The organism is Thermincola ferriacetica, from assembly GCF_001263415.1.
GTDB classification, from domain to species: Bacteria; Bacillota; Thermincolia; order Thermincolales; family Thermincolaceae; genus Thermincola; species Thermincola ferriacetica.
On record NZ_LGTE01000003.1, the window covers coordinates 73,053 to 93,429 of the forward strand.

General features: G+C 46.0%; 18 protein-coding genes. 6 read left to right on the forward strand and 12 right to left on the reverse strand.

Annotation, left to right across the window (positions count from 1 at the left end; genetic code table 11):
* Nucleotides 1-86: 86 nt before the first annotated feature.
* From Tfer_RS03385 to Tfer_RS16465, 4 genes are all read right to left on the reverse strand, one after another.
* Nucleotides 87-839: an ATP-binding protein gene (locus tag Tfer_RS03385; RefSeq protein WP_013121047.1), complete on the reverse strand. Its 753-nt coding sequence runs from the start codon at nucleotides 837-839 to the stop codon at nucleotides 87-89.
* A gap of 110 nt (nucleotides 840-949) precedes the next feature.
* On the reverse strand, nucleotides 950-1,699 hold the full coding sequence (locus tag Tfer_RS03390) for an N-acetylmuramoyl-L-alanine amidase family protein (protein ID WP_052216888.1): 750 nt from the start codon (nucleotides 1,697-1,699) through the stop codon (nucleotides 950-952).
* Between the two features lie 84 nt (nucleotides 1,700-1,783).
* A complete protein-coding gene (fusA, locus tag Tfer_RS03395; protein ID WP_052216889.1) occupies nucleotides 1,784-3,811 on the reverse strand; it encodes an elongation factor G in 2,028 nt (675 codons plus the stop codon).
* Between the two features lie 230 nt (nucleotides 3,812-4,041).
* Entirely contained in the window at nucleotides 4,042-4,185 is a 144-nt protein-coding gene (locus tag Tfer_RS16465) for a hypothetical protein (protein ID WP_160315518.1), read from the reverse strand.
* A 169-nt stretch (nucleotides 4,186-4,354) separates the two neighbouring features.
* Here Tfer_RS16465 and Tfer_RS15835 point away from each other — a divergent pair, with 169 nt between their 5' ends.
* The 3 genes from Tfer_RS15835 (at nucleotide 4,355) to Tfer_RS03405 (ending at nucleotide 8,003) form a co-directional block, all read left to right on the forward strand.
* Nucleotides 4,355-4,588 carry a glutaredoxin family protein gene (locus Tfer_RS15835; protein WP_083436756.1) on the forward strand — a complete coding sequence of 78 codons (234 nt, stop codon included), beginning with the start codon at nucleotides 4,355-4,357 and terminating at the stop codon, nucleotides 4,586-4,588.
* A 242-nt stretch (nucleotides 4,589-4,830) separates the two neighbouring features.
* Nucleotides 4,831-5,895: a rhodanese-like domain-containing protein gene (locus Tfer_RS03400; RefSeq protein ID WP_052216890.1), complete on the forward strand. Its 1,065-nt coding sequence runs from the start codon at nucleotides 4,831-4,833 to the stop codon at nucleotides 5,893-5,895.
* A 248-nt stretch (nucleotides 5,896-6,143) separates the two neighbouring features.
* Nucleotides 6,144-8,003, forward strand: coding sequence for a methyl-accepting chemotaxis protein (locus tag Tfer_RS03405; RefSeq protein WP_052216891.1), 1,860 nt, complete (start codon nucleotides 6,144-6,146; stop codon nucleotides 8,001-8,003).
* Between the two features lie 19 nt (nucleotides 8,004-8,022).
* On the opposite strand, the gene trxB is transcribed toward Tfer_RS03405, so the two are convergent.
* Nucleotides 8,023-8,958 carry a thioredoxin-disulfide reductase gene (gene trxB / locus Tfer_RS03410; protein WP_052216995.1) on the reverse strand — a complete coding sequence of 312 codons (936 nt, stop codon included), beginning with the start codon at nucleotides 8,956-8,958 and terminating at the stop codon, nucleotides 8,023-8,025.
* Between the two features lie 199 nt (nucleotides 8,959-9,157).
* On the opposite strand from trxB, the gene Tfer_RS03415 reads away from it, so the two are divergent.
* Entirely contained in the window at nucleotides 9,158-9,571 is a 414-nt protein-coding gene (locus Tfer_RS03415; protein ID WP_013121055.1) for a MerR family transcriptional regulator, read from the forward strand.
* A 24-nt stretch (nucleotides 9,572-9,595) separates the two neighbouring features.
* Nucleotides 9,596-9,952, forward strand: a complete 357-nt coding sequence (locus tag Tfer_RS03420; RefSeq protein WP_013121056.1) for a NifB/NifX family molybdenum-iron cluster-binding protein — start codon at nucleotides 9,596-9,598, stop codon at nucleotides 9,950-9,952.
* A 30-nt stretch (nucleotides 9,953-9,982) separates the two neighbouring features.
* On the opposite strand, the gene Tfer_RS03425 is transcribed toward Tfer_RS03420, so the two are convergent.
* The 4 genes from Tfer_RS03425 to Tfer_RS03440 all read right to left on the reverse strand — a co-directional run bounded on the left by Tfer_RS03425 (nucleotide 9,983) and on the right by Tfer_RS03440 (nucleotide 12,541).
* Nucleotides 9,983-10,189 carry a 4Fe-4S dicluster domain-containing protein gene (locus Tfer_RS03425; RefSeq protein ID WP_013121057.1) on the reverse strand — a complete coding sequence of 69 codons (207 nt, stop codon included), beginning with the start codon at nucleotides 10,187-10,189 and terminating at the stop codon, nucleotides 9,983-9,985.
* A 79-nt stretch (nucleotides 10,190-10,268) separates the two neighbouring features.
* The gene (locus tag Tfer_RS03430) at nucleotides 10,269-10,448 is read right to left on the reverse strand and encodes a hypothetical protein (protein ID WP_052216892.1); all 180 of its coding nucleotides are present in this window, start codon (nucleotides 10,446-10,448) and stop codon (nucleotides 10,269-10,271) included.
* Between the two features lie 268 nt (nucleotides 10,449-10,716).
* A complete protein-coding gene (locus Tfer_RS03435; protein WP_083436759.1) occupies nucleotides 10,717-12,165 on the reverse strand; it encodes a B12-binding domain-containing radical SAM protein in 1,449 nt (482 codons plus the stop codon).
* A 7-nt stretch (nucleotides 12,166-12,172) separates the two neighbouring features.
* Nucleotides 12,173-12,541: a hypothetical protein gene (locus tag Tfer_RS03440; RefSeq protein ID WP_013121060.1), complete on the reverse strand. Its 369-nt coding sequence runs from the start codon at nucleotides 12,539-12,541 to the stop codon at nucleotides 12,173-12,175.
* 228 nt (nucleotides 12,542-12,769) lie between these two features.
* Here Tfer_RS03440 and Tfer_RS03445 point away from each other — a divergent pair, with 228 nt between their 5' ends.
* On the forward strand, nucleotides 12,770-13,750 hold the full coding sequence (locus Tfer_RS03445) for a carboxypeptidase regulatory-like domain-containing protein (RefSeq protein WP_052216893.1): 981 nt from the start codon (nucleotides 12,770-12,772) through the stop codon (nucleotides 13,748-13,750).
* A gap of 100 nt (nucleotides 13,751-13,850) precedes the next feature.
* Here Tfer_RS03445 and ccsA read toward each other — a convergent pair whose 3' ends face one another.
* The 3 genes from ccsA to Tfer_RS03460 are packed head-to-tail and all read right to left on the reverse strand — an operon-like array spanning nucleotide 13,851 to nucleotide 20,371.
* Nucleotides 13,851-14,651, reverse strand: a complete 801-nt coding sequence (ccsA, locus tag Tfer_RS03450) for a cytochrome c biogenesis protein CcsA (protein ID WP_052216894.1) — start codon at nucleotides 14,649-14,651, stop codon at nucleotides 13,851-13,853.
* Nucleotides 14,638-15,945 (reverse strand): cytochrome c biogenesis ResB family protein, encoded by a 1,308-nt coding sequence (locus Tfer_RS03455; RefSeq protein ID WP_052216895.1) that lies wholly within the window; start codon nucleotides 15,943-15,945, stop codon nucleotides 14,638-14,640. Before Tfer_RS03455 ends, ccsA begins: the two co-directional genes overlap by 14 nt.
* Nucleotides 15,946-15,976: 31 nt before the next feature.
* Nucleotides 15,977-20,371: a cytochrome c3 family protein gene (locus tag Tfer_RS03460; RefSeq protein ID WP_052216896.1), complete on the reverse strand. Its 4,395-nt coding sequence runs from the start codon at nucleotides 20,369-20,371 to the stop codon at nucleotides 15,977-15,979.
* Between the last annotated feature and the right edge of the window lie 6 nt (nucleotides 20,372-20,377).

The following is a 20,377-nucleotide window of genomic DNA, read 5'->3' on the forward strand; positions in this document are numbered from 1 at the left end:
CGGGAGGCGGCCTTGCTTTTTAAGAAGTCAATATGAAACTTTGTCTATAACTTTTTCTGAGTAAATGTACACAAATTTTTCTCCAGTTAGATGCCTGTTTTTTGAATTATCTCGCGCACAGCCTGAACTGCCACGGAACCATCGGGAAGATCAAACAATGGTTTGCTCTTCAGGTCAAATTCAGCTACCATCGGGTCATATGGAATGGTACCAATAAGTTCCACACCTGTTGCTTTAATCTCATCCATTAAATCATCTATACCCTGTTCCATTGTCTTGGTTACTATAAGATATACTTTTTTTACAGGAGTGGACAGGTTTTTGACAATCTGGTTAACCCTACCGGCGGAACGAATTCCTCTGGCCGATGCATCACTGATTATAAAGAGATAGTCCACGTTCTGAATAACCTGGCGGCTTAAGTGTTCAAGGCCGGCCTCATTATCAGTCACTACATAATCATAATTATCCCGCAGACTGGCTAGATGGTCCCTTAACAGGTTGTTAGGATAACAATAACAACCGGAGCCCTCGGGTACACCCATTACCAATAAATCGATATACTGGGTTTCAATTAACGCCTGGCTTAGTCTCCATTTCATAAAGGCTTCTTTGGTCATTCCGCTGGGAATTGTTTGACCGGACTTTACTTCGTCGACGGCGTCAGAAATAGTAGTATCCACTTCCAGCCCTAAAGCCTCGTTCAGGTTAGCGTTGGGGTCTGCATCAACGGCCAGTATGGCGGCTTTTTTGTTTTTAACTAACTCCCTTAAAAGTATAGCAGTAAATGTAGTTTTCCCAGTACCGCCTTTTCCGGCAACGGCTATCAGTTTCGACATTGCTGTCCCTCCTTGAAGCATTGGTGTATTGTCTGAAAATTCTATTCATTCTCTTGTTATTATCATACCGCAAAGTCCGGAAATTAACAACCCCCTAAATTACGTAAATGCTAAGAACTAAGCGCCTGATTCAAGAAGTAATCCCGTAACCCGTCGGCCAAAGCTTTGGCCAGCCCTTTTTGATAATCTTGGTTTGACAGTAGCCTTTTTTCTTCGGGATGAGTCATAAAACCCATCTCGACCAGAGCTGCTGGGATTTTAGCATTTCTAAGCAGGTAATAGTTGGCCGTGCACGCCTTATGAATAGCCAGTTCCCCTTCTTTTTTGTAATCGGCTACATAATGGTTTAACTGGGCCGCCAAACATTCGGCCAGCATTTTTCCAGATTCCGAATTTTTATGGTAATAAACAAAAGCTCCCCTGGTTCTGTGCGCCCCCCGACAGGCATTTACATGCAGACTGATAAATACATCGGCTCCACTTTCATTCATTAATTTTCTGCGGCCGTCCATATCCCGGTGGTAACGTTTTTTGCCAGGGTCACCTTTTTCCGTTACGTCACTGTCATCAGTCCTGGTCATAATAACTTCGGCCCCGCCAAGAACCAGCAGCTCTCTAAGTTTCAGAGCCACTTCAAGGTTTACCGTTTTTTCTTTAAAACCGGAAGAATCGTTGGCCCCGCTGTCGACTCCTCCGTGTCCCGGGTCAAGCACTATTTTTTTTCCCTGTAAAGGATAATAAGCCTTACGGGCCAAAGCGCTTGCAGCCCAGTGATAAAGGCCCGTTGTCAAAAAAAGAGCAGCAATAAAAAGTACCACCATTTTTTTTCTGATAATGAAAAGCAAAGTCCTACCAGCCATATCTTTCCCCCTTTTCCTGAATGCCTATCAAGAAAATATATGGGGAAAAACAGCATGGTAGAATTAAAAGTATGGAAAAACCTCTTACTTTTCTGCCGCTTCCTTTGCCGCCCTTGCCTGGTTAATTATTTCTTCGGCCAGCCGAGCCGGAACCTCTTCATATTGAGCAAATTCCATAGTAAACTGGCCACGGCCCTGGGTCATAGACTTTAGATCAATGGCATACCTGTACATTTCTGCCAAAGGAACCTGAGCCTTTACCACTGTATACTTACCTAGCGGATCCATACCAAGAATACGTCCGCGCTTGGTATTGAAGTCACTGATAATATCGCCCATATAACCTTCGGGCACTGTCACTTCTACATTCATAACCGGCTCTAACAATATTGGCTTTGCCTGCAACACACCTTTTTTAAAAGCCTGGGCCGATGCAATTTTAAAGGCCATTTCTGACGAATCAACGGGATGATGTGAACCATCGTAAACCACTGCCTTAATGCCTGTTACGGGGTAGCCGGCTATCACACCCTCAGCCATCGCTTCACGGATTCCTTTCTCCACAGCCGGGATGTATTGTTTGGGCACGGCGCCACCGAAGATTTCTTCGTCAAACTCAAATTCTTTATCCATTAGAGGTTCCAATCTCAACCATACATGGCCGTATTGTCCGTGTCCACCTGTCTGTTTCTTATGTTTACCTTCCACCTTTACGGTAGCTCTGATAGTTTCACGGTAAGGTACCCGTGGGTCCTTCATAACTACATCAACGCCAAACTTACGCTTCATTTTTTCCAAAACAATATCAATGTGGGCTTCGCCCATTCCGGTTAAAATTGTTTCATGGGTTTCCATATTCTTTTCCACACGCAGGCAGGGGTCTTCCTCCAGGCACTTATGAATAGCATTCCCCAGTTTATCCTCGTCACCTTTTGTCCTGGGAGCGATGGCCACCGACAAAGTAGGGACGGGGAATACTATAGGATCAAGTTTGACGTCTTTCTCCTTCAGGCACAATGTATCGTTGGTATCTGTATTCTGCAGTTTTACCAGACCTACTATATCCCCCGCCCAGGCTTCGGTTATGGGTTGGGTAGTCTTCCCCCGCACAAATAAAATCTGCCCCACCTTTTCGGCCTGGTTTTTGGTGCTGTTAAATAAAGGCGTATCGGCAGCAAGCCTACCGCTGTAAATCCGGACAAAATTCATTTTGCCCACATAGGGGTCAACAATAGTTTTAAAGACCAAAGCAGATAAAGGTTCAGTACTTCTGTCTTCAGGACTGGGCATATAATTAACGACAAAATCCAGTAACTGCACGGCGCCCTGGTTTTTATTAGCAGAGCCGCAAAGAACCGGATTTATTTTTCCCTCTTTTATACCCAATTTGAGACCGGTAATAATTTCCTCCTTGGTGAGCTCTTCCCCATTCAAATACTTTTCCAGCGCCTGGTCCGTCATTTCTGCTGCCGATTCGATGAGTTTTTCGCGGTAAGTTGCCACCTCTCCGCTAATTCCCGCCGGTATTTCTACTTCTTTTACCTTACCGTTAGTTTCATATTGGTAAGCCTTCTGTTCCACCACATCAACAAAACCCTGAAAGGTTTCGGCTTCCCCAATAGGGATCTGTAACGGCACAAAGTTTCCGTTCAGGTTGTCCTGTAAACTGGCTAAAGTTTTTTGAAAACTGGCATTTTCCCGATCCATTTTATTTATAAACACTACCCGGGGCTTTTTGTCTCCGTCAATTATATTCCAGATAATTTCCGTTTGCACTTCCACTCCGGCTGCAGCACAGACTACAAAAACGGCACTGTCCACCGCTCGCAAAGTAGCTTTAACGTCGCCGATAAAGTCTGCGTAACCAGGGGTATCAATTAGATTAACCTTACAGTCTTTCCATTCTACCGGCACCAATGTGGCATGAATGGTAATCTGCCTTTTTATTTCTTCAGGGTGATAATCTGCCGTGGTCGTTCCATCTTCTACTCTTCCTAACCTGTTAATGGCTCCGGTGTTAAACAGCATAGCTTCTACCAAACTTGTTTTTCCGGCACCCCCGTGGGCAACAATGCCTATGTTTCTGAGCTGGCCTGCTTGATAATTTTTCATTTACTACGCCTCCCACCATTTTTAAAATTTAAGGAAATCATGCTTTATTTCCTGCCATGGGGTCAAAAACTCTAAATGTCAGTTTGAAAACCGGTTTAGAAAAATCAGGCTATACCCCCTTTGCTTTAATGGTTTTTGATGTCATGCCCCCAAAATCCGCCAAAAAACAATTTTTTATATTAAAAAATTGGACAACGCGAAAAAAAGAACGGCACAAAAATAGGCCGTTCTTATCCATAAATCTGTTTTCCGTTTTTATTTGTCCTACCGACAATCATAGCATCAGCAGCAGTCAAAACCCTGCGGGCCCTGACTATGTCCTCACCGGACCAGACTTTATTCAAGCCCCATGCAGTAAAACTACAAACTAACATAAGACCATCTCCAAATTAAGCTGTCATAAAAGACAAGCAGCTATATTTATATTTTACACCCTCCGGTCATCTGAGTCAATGTCGGTAGTCAAGAATATATATATAGAATTCCGGGTAATATATGCTACAAAAAGATGTTGTTTTTTATTCAAGAAAGGAGACCATATAAATGAGTAAGGAAATTATTGTATTTACTACGCCAACCTGACCGGCATGCCTGCACCTGAAAGAGTATCTTTCAGAAAAAGGTGTTTCTTTTAAGGAACGTAATGTGGCCGAAGACCCGACTGCTCGTGAGGAAATGATTACACAAACCAAAAGTATGGCCGTGCCTACCAGTATAATCGACGGCGAAGTCGTCATAGGTTTTGATAAGTCCAAAATCGAGCGTCTTTTACAGTGAAAAACGTTTGCTTCTCCGTACCCGCCCCCGGTTCATGGCCGGGGGTTTTATGTGGGCCCGTAATTACGAAAATACTAGTAAGAAATATTATTAATTTTTATCTGGAAATTACCAAAAGAAATCGACAATTTGCAGGAATTTGTAGGTTTGTGTCGAAGAACTAATATTATCCATTACTACTATGTTGTGCAGTATGTTTTTCCCCTTAACGGGGACAAAAAAATGTCATGGGAGGGGTTTGCATGCCTGGTAAGAAGAAGCTTCTGTTGTCCATTCTCGCCCTAGTCCTGTTGGTAGGCCTAGCGTTTACTTTTTCAGGCTGCGGTGGCGGACAGGAGGAAGGAGTGGTCCAATCGGATACCACTGAAAACAGCACATCCGAGAACAACACTAATACACCTGCTGCCGACGGCTCCGAAACAGCCAAGATTATTGATGCTACCAACGCTTACTTAAGTTCCGGCAAAGCGCCCACTATCTCAGTTGAAGAAGTATACGAAAAAGCTGTAAAAGGCGGGGACCAAAGTTATTTCCTCTTGAGTGTCAGGAAACCTGAACATTATGCCAAAGGGCATATTAAAGGAGCAATAAACATACCTTATCAGGAAATCTTCAAGAAGGAAAACCTGGCTAAAATACCTAAGGACAAAAAGGTTGTTGTTATTTGCTACACCGGCCATACAGCCAGCCAGGTTACATTGCTGCTTAACCAGTTAGGATACGATGCCTATGCCATGAAATATGGTATGATGGGCTGGACCAGTAACAAAGACGTTCTTGCCATAGAACCCTTTACGAAAGCTGCTGACTACGAAGTTGACACTGCTGCTGTAGAAGCTGAAGCCAACAACGAATTGCCGGCAGTAAATACCGGCAAATCTACTACTGAAGACATCATTCTGGCCCAAACTGAAAAATATCTGACTTCCGGACGGGCGCCGACAATTTCCGTGGACGAGGTATATAATACTGTTATCAGGGGCGGCGACCAGGGATATGTTGTACTTGACATTCGCAAGCCCGAACATTACGCTAAGGGACATGTAAAAGGAGCTATCAACGTTCCCTTCGCAGAAATTGCCAAGGAAGAAAACCTGAAAAAACTACCTAAAGACAAAAAGATTGTTGTCATCTGCTATACGGGACACACAGCCAGCCAAGCCACCATGTTCCTCAACCAGCTTGGTTATGAAGCTTATGCCATGAAGTTTGGCATGATGGGCTGGACCAGCAATAAAGACATTATCGGCCTTGAGCCTTTTGCCAAGGCTCCTGACTACCCGACAGTAGCAGGTTCCAATCCTTAAAATTTTCTAATCCGGTATACTCGAGAGCTTGCCGTTCAGGGCAGGCCCTCTATTTTTTTGTACCTAATTTCAATATCAACTTCCTTATTATTGTTTCGTAATATTTTTTTTCTATTTTTCCTTATTTTTCAATTCTTGCAGGATTTCTGTCAATCTGTGTCGAAGAATATAGTTGTTTAGATAATTCCTGGTATTCCAGTTGGCCTAAATGATCATGTAAATTCTGTCAGGGGCGGGGTGTAAAACTTATGAACTCAGTTAAAAGGATCAAAAAACCGAAAGTAGGATTTAGTTTTAACAAAGATTCGTTAGCCACAAAATTTACCTTATTTGTAGTCGGGTTAATCATAGTTGTTCTGTTTATCTATACTACTTTCGTCATTCAGCAAAACACCAGTATCATGTATGAACAGGTTATCCAGAAAGGGGTCAGTTTAACTTCTGGTCTTTCAGGAGTCGCTTCAAATAACATCGGCTTGCAGCAATTCTTCACACTGCAGGAGGGCCTGGTAACAGTAAAAAACAAAAACCCTGACCTCAAAGAAATTTACTTGATTGACAAAAACGGCAAAATATTTGCTCATAGCGAAAGCAATGAAGTGGGTAAGGTCCTCCAGGATGAATTTACAAAAAAGGTTAGCCAGGTAAACGAGCCTTATTTCAAGAAGTTTACTGCCGGAGACGGAAGTGAATACTACCGGATTGCCATGCCCGTGTCTTATGACCTGGAACGCTGGGGCACCCTCGTAGCCAGTTTGGATACAAAACACGTAGCCATTGCCAACGCTAAAGCCCGCAACCTGGCTATCGGTATTGCCCTCGTACTGATTATCGTAAGTACTATCCTTACCTACTTATTAGTAAGATTAATGATGAAACCCCTCAACTACCTTGGGGACAAAATGAAACTTATGGCCGAAGGAGACTTCAGCCAGGATATTCATTATAAACGAAACGACGAAATCGGCGCGCTGGCAAAATCCATGAATTTAATGCTATCGAATATACGCTCCCTAATCGGCCAGGTTATCAATGCCAGCCATCAGGTCACTACTACCAGCGAGCAATTGTCTTTGAACGCTGATGAGGCCGCCAAGGTGACCCAAAGCGTCGCCGCTTCCATCGGCACTGTAGCGACCGGCAACCTGGAACAGACGGAAAGTGTCAATTCGGCAGTACAAACCTTCACTCAACTAAGCCGGGCCATAGATCAAATTGCCATGGGCGCCCAGGAACAGGCCCGTAGTATTAACGATACCTCAGAAGTGGTTTCCGCTATGGCAAGCGCCATCGAAGACGTTGCTAACAGGTCAAAAAATGTTTCAGAAGCCGCAAATAAAACTGCCGAAGTAGCTGCCACCGGCGGCCATGCCGTTCAATCCGCCATTGTAGGTATGAACCGCATCAAGGAGACAGTTTTTGAAACAGCAAACAGAATCCGGGAGTTGGGCGAATACTCCGGCAGAATCGGTGAAATCATCCAGGTCATTGATGATATAGCTGACCAAACAAACCTCCTTGCTTTAAATGCCGCAATTGAAGCGGCTCGGGCCGGTGAGCATGGTAAAGGCTTTGCTGTCGTGGCTGATGAGGTAAGAAAGCTTGCTGAACGCTCAAGTCACGCTACTAAAGAAATAGCAGAATTAATCACTAATATCCAGCAAGGAACCAACCGGGCCGTAAAAGCTATGGACGAAGGCACCCGGGAAGTGGAAGCCGGCTCCAAATTAGGTCTGGACGCAGGAAAGGCCCTGGAAGATATAGTAAAGAATGTAAACCTGGTTACGGAATATATGCAAAGTATCACAATTTCCACCCAAGGATTATCCGAAAACAGTATTAAGGTTGTAGAATCCATGAACAATATAGCAGCAATAGCCGAAGAAAACTCTGCCTCTACAGAGGAAATTGCGGCAAATAACAAGGTAGTTATTTCTGCTATAGATAAAATTTCCCAGATTGCTGATGAAAATGCCAGGAGTGCAGAACAAGTATCGGCTGCAACCCAGGAAATGACTGCTACCAATGAGGAAATGGCCGCATCTGCCAAGGCCTTGGCTCAATTAGCCGAACAGTTGGATGAAATAGTAAGTAAGTTTAAAATATAACGAGGTCAGTAGGCCGCGCTTAATTGGTAAGATATTTTTCAGCGTTAACTGCTGCTGTTGCGCCATCTCCCGCAGCTGTTATCGCCTGCCTGACTTCTTTTTTTCTGATATCTCCAGCCGCAAATACCCCGGGTAGCTTGGTACGCATTTCACCATCTGTTATAATATACCCTGTTTCATCCATATCTACCTGTCCTTTAAACAGTTCTGATTTTGGTTCTGTACCTATATATACAAAAACAGCATCTGTTTCAACTGTTTCTTCCTGCCCTGTGACAGAATTATAAACAGTAACTTGAGAGACCTTATCGTCTCCGTGTATTTTTCGGATGGTAGAATTCCATCTAATTTTTATCTTGGGATTATTAAAAACTTCTTCCTGGGCAACTTTAGACCCCTGGAAATGGTCAAATTGATGGACTATTGCTACCTGTTCGGCAAACCTGGTTAAAAAGACAGCTTCCTGCAATGCGGAATTTCCGCCTCCCACCACGATAACCCGCTTCCCCTGGTAAAAGGGACCGTCACATGTGGCACAGTAGTGCACACCCCGTGATTTAAAAGTATCAGCTCCTTCTACTTGCAGCTTCCTGGGCTGCGCACCGGTCGCTATAATGACCGCACGACTGGTATAATCCGCATTTTCGGTCTTTACTACTTTCTTATCACTTATGAGGTTAACCTCCTGTACCTTGACTCCGCTTTGAATGTCTGCCTGAAAGTATTCAGCCTGTTTGCGCATATTGTTGGTTAATTCGGCACCGTTAATTACTCCGGAGGTTCCGGGGTAGTTGGCAATATGATAAGTGGTGGCCGCCTGACCGCCTGGAACCCCTTCTTCTAAAACGACAGTTTTCAGCTTAGCCCTGCCGCAGTAAATTGCCGCTGATAACCCGGCCGGACCGCCGCCTAAAATTAAGACATCGCATTCAATCTTTTGTTTTTCCTTATCCACTATGACATTCCCCCTAGACCAATCCGTTAAAAATATTTTACCCGACGATTGTTTCATTATTCCGGTGAAATCACCGACTATCGGCCACTGTCTATATTTGTAAGTAAATATTTGCAAAAATATCCAATTGCCATTAAAATATATATAGAATAATTCACTTTTTTTCACAAACAACCACCATTTCAAAGAAGGTGATTGCGTGCCTGCACAGAATCTTGAAGACAAGCCGATGTACACTATCAGCGTTGTTGCAGAACTAATGAAGGTGCACCCTGAAACTTTACGTATTTGGGAAAAAAACAAGCTTATTACCCCGGCCCGCAGAAACAAACAAAGGCTATACAGCGAAATGGATGTGAAAAAATTACAGTTTATATACTATCTCATTAACGAAAAAGGTTTGAATCTGGCCGGTGTTCACCAGATTGTCTCCATGTATCCTTGTTGGCATATTAAAAACTGTTCGGGCGGCGCTAACCGGGACCAGGAACCTGTCAACCAGTCTAAACCCTGCTGGAAATCTCCTGGAACTTTCTGCAAAGTAATTATAGACCGCTCTGAAATGTGTGCCAGTTGTAAATATTATGTAGAAAATAACTGTTCCTGCCATTAATAACTTAACCGGAGTGATTACTTTATGCGCGTAGCCATTCCCGAGCTTTATGGCAAGGTCAATCCCCATTTCGGGCAGAGTACCAACTTTTCCATTATAGACCTTAATAATTCAGAAATAGTAGGGATGAAAACAATTTCTGCCCACGGACTGCAACATAAATATGACCAGACAGCCCAGTTATTGCAGGCTAACCAGGTAGACGTAGTCTTAGCGGGCAAAATTAACAAAAAGTGTTTTAATACATTAAAGAATTACGGGTTCCTCGTCATATCAGGAGTTGACGGTGATATCATCTCAGCGGCTATTGCCTACGCCCAAGGCGAATTAATAAATTATGAATATAACTGTTCCCGTAAAGAACGCTGCCGCCCTGCATAAAATGAAAAACGCCGGTTAAACCGGCGTTTTTCATTTTACTTCCACTGATATTGCCTTATTGGGGCACACTTCCTGGCACTTGCCACATCCCAGGCAGATGCTCCCATCAATTAATATTTTCCCGTTTTTATAGCTTATGGCTCTCACTGGGCACGCCCTTTTAGCGAAACATCCGCCGGAACGTTCACATTTCTCTCTGTCGATGGTGACCTTCACACCGTTTATTCCAAGGGACACACCGAACACCTCCTAATCAGCAAAAAGCCCTATTTTTTTCAGGTTCATTGACGGATTTATGCGCAGGATAGCGCCTTCATCATATTTTCTCCTTTCCCTCTTTTGTTTCCGGCTCTGCCCCAAGCAGCAATTCCAACTGTTCTTCCAGTTCTTCCAGTTCAATGAGCATGGGCGGCTTCACCGAATGGGCCGGTAACCTTGACTTTAAATCGGCAATCTGCTCCCTTAGTTTGTTGATACGCTCTTGTCTGGTCTCCATAAGCAACTCCTCACACGAATCATCTTTATTTAGGGATGGTTTTATACCCTGCTGGGGTATACTAACATAATGATACTATACTATACTTTTCACTGTCAATATATTACACCTACTTAAAAGCGAAAAGGGCCTCACCCGTAAGGCCAGCCCTTTTATCAACCAACTTTTTTCAGTTCATGATGAAGAATACCCACCCTGTCAACAACAACCATCCTCCGCCACTGAAAACAGGGCGCCAAAGATATTTACCGCCCCATTATGGATAAATTCAGCTTACCCAGGTTTTCAACAGCTTTTCCACCGATTTTGGTATTGAGCCCAGTTTTAACACATGTTCTTTAAGAAAAGAGTTTTCCATAATGGCCTTCATGGACTGAATGGCGTACCTTTTCTTGAAACCGTCCTTAAGCGTGGCCCACTCGGCAATCTTCCCGAAATAAAACTTCTGGTAACACTTCAATACCTGCATAAACAATTCATCAGTAGTCATCCGGGCAGGTTTAATTACCGGCTCCACCAGATTATACCTGGCATAATCAGCAGTAACAATATACTGTTTCAGGTCTTTATACATGTCGGCATAAGGCCAGGGGGCCAGCAGAAGAAAATGGGCAAAATCAGGGTTATACCTGATAGCCGTTTCCAGGGTTCTTTTGATGCTGGCCTTGGTCTCTTGAGGTATCCCCAACACAAAAGAAGTCTCACTGACTATGCCGTGGGCATGGATAATGTCCAACGCCCTCTTGGAATCATCGGCAACTATGCCCTTGTTGAATATGTCCAGATTTTCCTGGGAAGTTGCCTCAATTCCCACGTATATATGTATTATACCGGCCTGCCGGTATTTGTGCATGATGTCTTCATCCCGGATAATATCGTCAACCCTGGTTTCAATCAGAAACATTGCCCCGAGCTGTTTATCTATCAGCCAGTCCAGGATTTTTTCCCAACGTTCCCGATCAGCGGTAGGATATTCATCGGAGATAAAGAAAATTTCCACGCCGTATTCTTTGACCAGGTGTTCTATTTCGGAAGTAACACTTTCCACGCTCCTGGCTCGCCAGGTCCGTTGCCAGAACTTGTGTTGCGAACAAAAACCACAATCATGTTGGCAGCCCCTGGAAGTAGATATAATGCCCAGGCGAGAACCGGGATACACATAAAATGTATAGTCCTCCCAATCCAACAAATCCCAGGCCGGAACCAAAGTATCCAGGTCCTCTATATAGGGGCGTAATTCTGTAACAACAACCTGTCCATTTAACCGGTAAGCTATGCCTTTCACTTCAGCCAGGGGTCTTTGACCGAAATGGGCTTCCAGCAATTCCGGCATGGTATACTCCCCTTCATAGCGTACAACATAGTCGATAAAAGGATGCCCGTTTAATACCTCCTCATACAAAAAGGTAGGATGAATACCCCCGATGACTGTAACAACTGCCGGATGGCATTTTTTGGCCCGGTACAACAATTCCGCCGCAGCGGGCATAGACGCGGTAAAAGCCGTCGTTGCCACAACGTCAGGTTTAATTTTCTTTATCTCTTCGGTAATCCGCACCAGGTCGTGGCCTTTGGACATGGCGTCATATATAATGACGTCAAAACCCCTTTTCCGAAGTTCACCCGCTATATAGACAAATCCTATATGCGGCCACCGACCGGCCGATTCCACTACCCCGCTGTGATAATCGGGGGTTACCAACATGACTTTGACCAATTTCTGGTTACCTCCCCACGAAATTTCGATATTTCCTATATAATCCAACCAGCATCGTTATGCCTACAAGAACTATCGAAAATAAAATGAAATGTTTTATATAGAGGGCCGTTATTTGTCCTTTGCCGGCGGCCGGCAGGTATTCAAAATCCCGGTAAGCCCATGCCCTAATAACGCCAAATACCAGGTTTAGGCCCAAACTTAGCAGGGAGGTTTTCACAAGTACCGGAAAAACTTTCATGTACAGGGCATCGGGTTGCCCTCCCGCCGTCCGAGCGGCCCGGTCCAGGTACCATATAACCATAACAGAAACAAACCATAAAGCAGAGGTCAGGTCATGAAAGAAATTGTTTAGCATAACTAAAATCGCGGTCATTTTACTCTCTCTTTACCCTTTATAATTTTTCTAAATTTTTTCATATGTATCCTCTGTCTTTCGCCAAAATGCCTAAGATTTCCTGCTTTGCCGAGATAATTTTAAGTTTATCTTGTTTGACTATTCCCTTGTTTAGAGGTAAAATAGATTTAATAATATGGTTATCTTTTCCTTGTTGATTAAATTTGCGCAATTTTCTGTACCTTTGTGGAAAGGAGTGTGCCGCCAGTGAAACCCGGTGTAATTAGAAAATACTGCTTGACCATAGTAACAAGCGCCGCATTTTTGGTAACTTACAATTTCGGTCTCTACCCGTTATTAGCAAAGAAAAGTATTGCCTTTGAATCCCCCAGGGCTGCGGCAGAAGTAACCGTTGACGCAGATGATTCTGATGCGGAACAGGGCGCAACAACCCAGGGGACCACTGGTTTAGTTACGCAGGAGCAACCAACTACGGGCGCTAATGAAACCGGAGCAACAACAGCGGTAGAAAACAGCAATTTGGGAACCAACCAAAATTCGGTTGATCCGAACGATGACCGCCAGGATACGGACAATCCTGCCGAAACGAGCGTGGCCGATACGGTATACGGCAATATATACCAAGAAGGCCCCGGAGATACCGTTTTGGAAGAAGTATATGATTTGCCCAACCTTGAGGATTTGCTGGACCTTCCTGTAATACCGGAACTGGGCGAAGAGGTGGTAATGAATATCGTATATAACTCCCTTTCCGGATGTGTTCTAGACAATTTGACGGGCGCCCCTTTAGAGCAAGTAACGGTGACCCTGACCGGGCCCCAGGGCACTTTCACCACAACTACTGACAAAGCAGGTAATTATGATATAATGGTACCAAAGGGAGATTATTATCTGGTCTTTTGGTTATACGGGTATGATATGGAAAAATTTATCGTCCCGTTGCATACGGATGAAGTTCAGGACTGCGTACTGTCCAGGCTCGTACCCGTGAGTTTCCGGGTCACCGGGGCAAAAGACAGTAACTCTTTAAAAATTGTCCGGGCCAAACTCCATGTGGGCCCCGACTTTTCACGGCCCGATTATGAACTGGCCATTGGCTCTGACGGCACTGTTGATGCTGTTATGCTGTCTCCGGGCAGGTACTATGCCAAAGCAGCCAAAGGAGCGGCCATCAGTGAATTTTGGGTTACCAATGAAGGAAACCAGGTAATTATTAAAGAGGATTAACCCAAATTTCCATCTGAGCGGAGTAAAGCGAAGCAAGAGGATAACAGCGGATGAAAGAAACCATGTTCCGGTGAGAACATGGTTTCTTTCTATAGTTACTTTAAAAATTGCTTAGCGGCAAATGGGGAATCCACCAATAGCAAAAAACAATTATGGGGAAAGCTGCCAGCGTCATTATTTGCAGTTTCACCCCCCGCCACCCAAAGGAAAAATATAAGTGCAAAAATAAACCATAAAGCAGCCATGCCAATAAAGTCCATGTTTCCACCGGGTCCCAGCTCCAATAACTTCCCCAGGCCTCCTGCGCCCAAATAGCGCCGGTAATAAGCATCAGGGCATGGCTGACAAACCCGGCAGCCACAAGGCGAACATTATATTCATCCATTAACGCTTCCCCGGCAGCAGCGCTATAATTTTCCCGCCCCAAAGATTTATTCAAGAAATATAAACAGGAAATAGCAAATGACATTAAGTAAAAGGCCAAAGCAGTAAAAGCGGAGAATATATGGGCTACCAACCAGATACTTTGGTATTCCGGCTTTAATGTTTCCACGCCGGTAAACAAAGTTAAGCTCCACCCTAACAGGATTGCGGTGAAGCCAAAAACTACCACCCCCACCACCCGCAGTTCCCGTACTTTCCATTGCAGAAAAAGGTACAGGGCTATGGCCAAACACACCCCTGAAGAGTTTAATTCAAACATATTCACCGGCGGGTGCCCCGCTTGCAGCCACCTTATTACCACTGCCGCAAGATTGAGGAACAAACCTATCCATCCAGCCTTTATTGCATACCTGATGAAAACTTCTTTTTTCGTTACCAGCCCAAAAATAAAAAACAAAAAGATTCCGGAATATAGCAATGCCGTTGCCATTATCAGTATAACATCAGCCTTTAGCAAGATTATCCTCCTTATACTCAAAAGCGTGCAAAATGTTACGAATTAAACCGGCCAGGGAATTCTTGTAATGATAAGCCCAGCCAGAAACGACTAAAACCTGCTGCCCGTTTTGGCTACCCTTTTCTACCGTGATTACCCTGTAGTCAGACAAAAGGGTTATAATAAGACCCCCTGCTCCCAGGAAAAGTCCCGCATACATAACCCATAAGCCTGGTAAAAAAGAAACATTGAAAAATCCGTAGTACCGGACAGCTTCAAACTTGACTGCCAGTCCGCTGGGCAGGGCCAATGCCTCGCCGGGCTTTAAAAACCCTTTCTTTAACAAATTGCTGTCTTCCCACAATTCCAGTTCCATAACCGGGTTTTTTAAAAGTAATGACCGGGAAAGCCATTGACCGGACTTGCTTTCAGCTTCCGGATATATCCTGATCTTGGCCAGGACCGGCGTTTGGGGAAGCTCCACCGTATCATAAAAGGTCAATGGCGGGCCTGTTTTTCCCCCGGCCGCTAAAGTTATAATACTTCGCCAACGCTCCGTGCCGTTAAAATGGACACTTATGACCGGCGCGGCTCCAAAATTGCCCAACATAATTTTTCGCCCACAAAAAGTAATGCCTTTATTGGGTCTGATAGGCTGAGAGAGGCTGCCTCCCTCTTTGTTTTTCAACAGCACGTGTCCTTCCAGTGCAGAAAAACTCTTATTGCCATACCTGAATTCGGGCCTCAGGTTATCTACATAAATGGAAAAACCGGCATGGGATTCGTCAAAAAAAGCGCCTTCCCAAACCTTACCCACATAAGCATCATGCTCCTCGACCACGGCATGCCCAACGGGAATGGCCATGGCGCCGGACATGCCGAATAAATTGTTCAGGATAATCCCCAATCCCGCAATGCTGAAACTGATATGGAAAAGAACAGAACCCCAAATGGCGATTTTCCCTTTCCTGGCCACCCAGCGGGAACCGGCATCACCAGTGACCAGGTAACCGGCTTTTGCAAAAAGTCGCCGCAGCTTTTCCGATATTTTTTCTGTGTCTCCGTCACCGGCAACCACGAATCTTATGTCGTTGTATTGAGCCGGCCCGTCTTCCGGCCTGACCAGCCTTTTAACCGAGCAGGCCGTCGAATTAAGGGCGATTAATATAATTAAGCCGGAAAACCACCATGTCCGGTAAAGAAAAAACTGGGGCTGCAGCCGGTTTGCCCACTGACCGGCGAAAGAAAGGACCAAAGCCACAGCTAGTAAAACAGCATTTGTTTTTCTGGAAGTTAAAAAATTAAGCAGCTTCATAGTCCCAGTCCCTCTTACGAACAGAAGAAGTCTACTGCACAGGCTGGGTATTCATCTGGCATTCACTGATGCCAACCTTGGCAGTGCAGGAACCGCCGTTAGCGGAATCAAACTTGGATATCAGATTCCCATGTATCAGGGCCTCTGTCCGGCCAATAGCCGTGTCATACTTGTAAGTCCGCCCGTGAATACTGCCCCTTAAAGCGCCGCCGCCGATACCCTGCTCTTTGCCGCTGGTCACTTCTTTTAACATGTCCGGGTTGCCTGAATGACAACCGTAGCAACCATAAGCATTGGCCGTGTAATGCGCATATTGCTTGGAGTGGGTTGCCGGTGCAATGGAACCCTCCCCGCTGCCGGCCGTATTCCCAACCCCGTAAGTGGTCTCTTTATGACACATCACACATAAAGCGTCGTATACCAGAACTCCCTGGTTCGTTCTGTTATCAGCGTCAGGATGTAACGCGGTATTGGTGCCAACCCGCTTCAGCATGTATTTGTTGGTGGAGCTATGGGGCCCGGCCGGCCTGGTCCCGTCCGTATTGTGACAATCCAGGCAGACCATGCGGTTATTGGGGTCCTGGTCAAAATTATCCCACGGCGGATAGGCCGTAGTTGAGTTTACATACAGGTTCGGTTTTGGCGCCTGCATAATGGGGTGCCAGGAGTCCGTGCCGTAAACGAAATCGTAAATTCCGGCCGCGCTCTCCGTCCCTCCGGGAGATAAATAGGTATGGTTGTTTTGTTCCACCCGGTGGCAGCTCATGCACAATTCGTTGACACCTCTTTTGTCTGTAGGCAGAATGCCTGAGACAGGCGCAACAGCGGTATTCCCTCCCGTTACCCGCAAGTGTTTGCCCGGGTCAGTCCCGGCGAAAGTTGGCGGATTTTCTTCGTTAAATACGTTGTGGTCCGTATGGCACATACTCAAGCAGGTATAACCTTCGGGCGGATTGTAGTCCGCAGCAAAGGATGTAATCTGGTGACGGTAATTAACGGAATTCATGCCCATCCAGTCAGTAAGTTCATGACAGAGGTCACAGTCTTTCCCGCCCGGGCTCCGGCCGTAAGGTTCGGGAGCATGCGCTGCCTGCATGGGATCTCCATAACCATGGCAGTCCGAACACGGCTTCGCCTTAGCAGGGTCCACATTTCTGGCATGCTGGTTGATGGTGGTAACCTGCGGCCAGGTTGCCGCCAAATCAGGCAATCTGGGCATGTTGTTGCCCCGCCATTGATTAAGTACAGAATCGTCGGTGGCCGTGTGGCACTTCAGACACATTGCCCGTTGGTTCGCTACGGTCCCGTCGTAAAGATTGCTGCCCAGCCTGTCGTTCAGCAGCTTATTATTGTTGTTGGCCGAACCGTGGGGGTTATGGCAGTCGTTGCAGGGGATGCAGTACCCCAGAGGCACCGGCTTTCCGTCAATATAAAACCCATTTTCATGGACATAGTGTCCAGAAGCGGTTACACTTGTACCATCGTCTTTACGGTAACTACCGCTGTAATACCTGGCAATATCCTGGGCCGGCCCGTCGCTGTCATGGCATTTAAAACACAAAGCGTTATATTTAAGGATACCTGCCGTTGAACCGGCATCGGGATCATCAGGCGGCGTAACCTGATAAAGGTCTACCAGCATTTTTCCGTAGGGAGTCCCGTGGGGATTGTGGCAGTTCAGGCATTGTCCCCTTTGCTCTTCGTCGGGGATGCTGTCCGAGGTCCGTGATACGCTGTATGGCCCGCCCGGATAAAGGACCCCGGTGGATTTACGCCCGTGGGCGTTAAGGTAAGTGGCTTCAAAAACAGTTTTCCCGAGGTAAGGGGCATCCCCTGTCCCCATCGGCCCCTCATGGCAGGCATAACATAGGGTGTTATTGTTTCCTTCCACGTTATACTTCCCGCCATTGACACTTTCGCGCAACAGTTTGGGTAACCGCGAACCATGTTTTTCATGACAGGCACAGCAGTTGATCTGCGTCTGCGGGTCAGGCGGAGCCAGAGAAGCATCGGTTCCATTATTTTTATAAACATGGGCCCCTACCATATCACCGTCGTAAACCGTTGCTGCCGTGTAATATGTTTCATGGTCATCCACACCGGATATTCCCGTCAACCGGCGCACGCTGCCACCGTGAAGAGCAGGGCTACCGTGGCAGGCAAAACAGACATCATTGCCGCTGTTGTACTCATGGCCATTGGCATCCCTGGTATCCAGCAGTTTGGGGTAATGGACCCCTGCCCCGTCATGGGGATTATGACAGTCAATACAGCTTTGTTGGTCGTTCGGCACACCATGATGGCTTGTATTAGCCCCCACAGCGTCAATAGAGCCGAATTCGGCCAAAATATTCTTGGTACTGATTCCGCTGGCGTCATGGCACATATAACAGAGAAGCTTTTCGTTTTCCCGTTGCAATAAAACAGGGCCGGCAGCGGCGTGGGTAACATGACAGGTTGCACACAACTCCGATGTCAGGTCAAAGTTGCCATGCGGGTAAAAAGTAGTGCTGCCCATGCCTACAAATTCAAGTTTATTGACATTTGGCGGGTCAGTATTTAGTATGTTGCCCGCAGCGTCTGTAACCGAAGGGTTGACTTCGACAGTATACCTGGTTCCAACCGTCTGGTCAGCAGTTATAAGTCGGATTGTCCTCTGGTCACCTTTCAGTTGAACCGCTGATATCTCTAGAACATTAACGGGATTCCCAGATTCATAAATTTGGTAAACGGCCGGATTTTTAGCGGTTTCGCTATCCATGCAACTGTCAATAAATTCTATGTCTACCATATTTTTGGTGCGTACTATTGCCTGACTCAAAACAGGCCTGGTATTATCCACATAATAAGTAAAGGTCTTGATGGAAGTATCTCCATCACGGTTAGTCGCTACAATTTTGATCAGATATGCACCATCTCCCCCCGCGGCTGCCGTGTCCCAGTTAACGGAATAAGTTGTGCCGTCAGGAGTATGGTCACTTCCGATGAACGTCCAGGTAGCACCCCCATCGGTGGAATATTGCCACTCCACGCCGGCTATGCCATTGGCATCCGTTACGTTGGCAGACAATGTCTGAACATGTCCCCGCAGATAAGACCACATCTGCGGATTTATTTGGGAAATCTCCGGCGGATTATTGTCTATGTGGTAAGTCACACCGGGACTTACGGTCTTGTGACCCCACGGGGAAGAATCAACCGCCGTCACCCTAATCAGGTAATTATTCATATCAGGCAGATCTTCGGTCGGAAATATGTAAGAAAAGGTATAGACACCGCCGGCAACAGATTCCGGTTTCTTGCTGGTACCTATGGGAATCCACGATGTACCGTTATCTGGTGAATATTCCCAGGTTACCCTGCCTATTCCTGCCGGGTCCTGGGCGCTGACGCTCAGTTTTTGGTCTCCTTTTAACCTGGCTCCGTCAACAGGCGTGAAATTTGATAAAACAGGCCCCTGGTTCTCCAGGGTATAATACTTCAGATCAGAAACAGTAAATTCGTCCAGTGAGTCTTTTGCCACCGCCCTGACCTGGTACAGGCCATCAGGCAAAGCGCCGGTATTCCAGTCTATTCCATAGGTATAGCTGTCAACCGTCGAATTGTACGTGGCCCCGATAACATGCCATGTACTGCCGCTATCGCTTGAGTACTCCCACTTAATGCCATCACCCGGCGCTTGTTTGATACCCTTGGGGTCCCACGCCCACAGGGATAACCCGGCAGTCCCGTGGAGCAAAGTACCGTCCTGCGGTTTCAGGTCAAAAATCAGGGGCCCAGCGCTATGGGTATAATCTATGTTTACGTTTACGCTGTCCCAGTAAACGTAACCCATCAATGATTTGCCTGCCTGGTTGCCCACCTTCCAGTAAAGCCTGAGAAGATACCTGTTCCCGGCAGTTAACCCGTTGACTGGAGCAGAAAAACTTTTCCACGTATCGGAAACATCGGTCAAAAGCCCGGCAGCCTTCTGGACGCCGTTCCAGTCACAGATTTCCCAGCCTACCTCCCAAGTCCCATAATTATTTGTTGAACGATAAATTCTATAATTAAAACTAACCGTCACGCTATTTACCCCTTCAGAGGGCAGGGCAAATACATGTTCGTACCCGGCCGTATCGCTATTTAAATTGGTTGCCGTTAAAGAAATATATTGTTGAGCCGAATATACATTTGTGTATGCCGTCGCGTTTGTCTGGCTGAAGGCAGTCCCCCCGCCTTCACTGAAGGTTCGCCACCTGCTGTACTGCGTCCCTTCAAAATCGCCGTCTCCTCCCAATACATCCGCCGTTTCTGCCATTGCTATATTAAGAGCGGCAAGAAGCAAGACGCCCAATAGAAAAACCAGCAGCACCGCAAAAAATTTTTTGCGGCGCCGACCATTGTCATTATTAGCTCCAATAAGCTTGTCCCATCTTGTACTCATGATGTT

What these genes read in the sequence shown, in the direction of transcription:
- Tfer_RS03385 (WP_013121047.1), bottom strand. Translation starts at nt 839, where the DNA reads ATGTCGAAACTGATAGCCGTTGCCGGAAAAGGCGGTACTGGGAAAACT.
- Tfer_RS03390 (WP_052216888.1), bottom strand. Translation starts at nt 1,699, where the DNA reads ATGGCTGGTAGGACTTTGCTTTTCATTATCAGAAAAAAAATGGTGGTA.
- fusA (WP_052216889.1), bottom strand. Translation starts at nt 3,811, where the DNA reads ATGAAAAATTATCAAGCAGGCCAGCTCAGAAACATAGGCATTGTTGCC.
- Tfer_RS16465 (WP_160315518.1), bottom strand. Translation starts at nt 4,185, where the DNA reads ATGTTAGTTTGTAGTTTTACTGCATGGGGCTTGAATAAAGTCTGGTCC.
- Tfer_RS03400 (WP_052216890.1), top strand. Translation starts at nt 4,831, where the DNA reads ATGCCTGGTAAGAAGAAGCTTCTGTTGTCCATTCTCGCCCTAGTCCTG.
- Tfer_RS03405 (WP_052216891.1), top strand. Translation starts at nt 6,144, where the DNA reads ATGAACTCAGTTAAAAGGATCAAAAAACCGAAAGTAGGATTTAGTTTT.
- Tfer_RS03420 (WP_013121056.1), top strand. Translation starts at nt 9,596, where the DNA reads ATGCGCGTAGCCATTCCCGAGCTTTATGGCAAGGTCAATCCCCATTTC.
- Tfer_RS03430 (WP_052216892.1), bottom strand. Translation starts at nt 10,448, where the DNA reads ATGGAGACCAGACAAGAGCGTATCAACAAACTAAGGGAGCAGATTGCC.
- Tfer_RS03440 (WP_013121060.1), bottom strand. Translation starts at nt 12,541, where the DNA reads ATGACCGCGATTTTAGTTATGCTAAACAATTTCTTTCATGACCTGACC.
- Tfer_RS03455 (WP_052216895.1), bottom strand. Translation starts at nt 15,945, where the DNA reads ATGAAGCTGCTTAATTTTTTAACTTCCAGAAAAACAAATGCTGTTTTA.
- Tfer_RS03460 (WP_052216896.1), bottom strand. Translation starts at nt 20,371, where the DNA reads ATGAGTACAAGATGGGACAAGCTTATTGGAGCTAATAATGACAATGGT.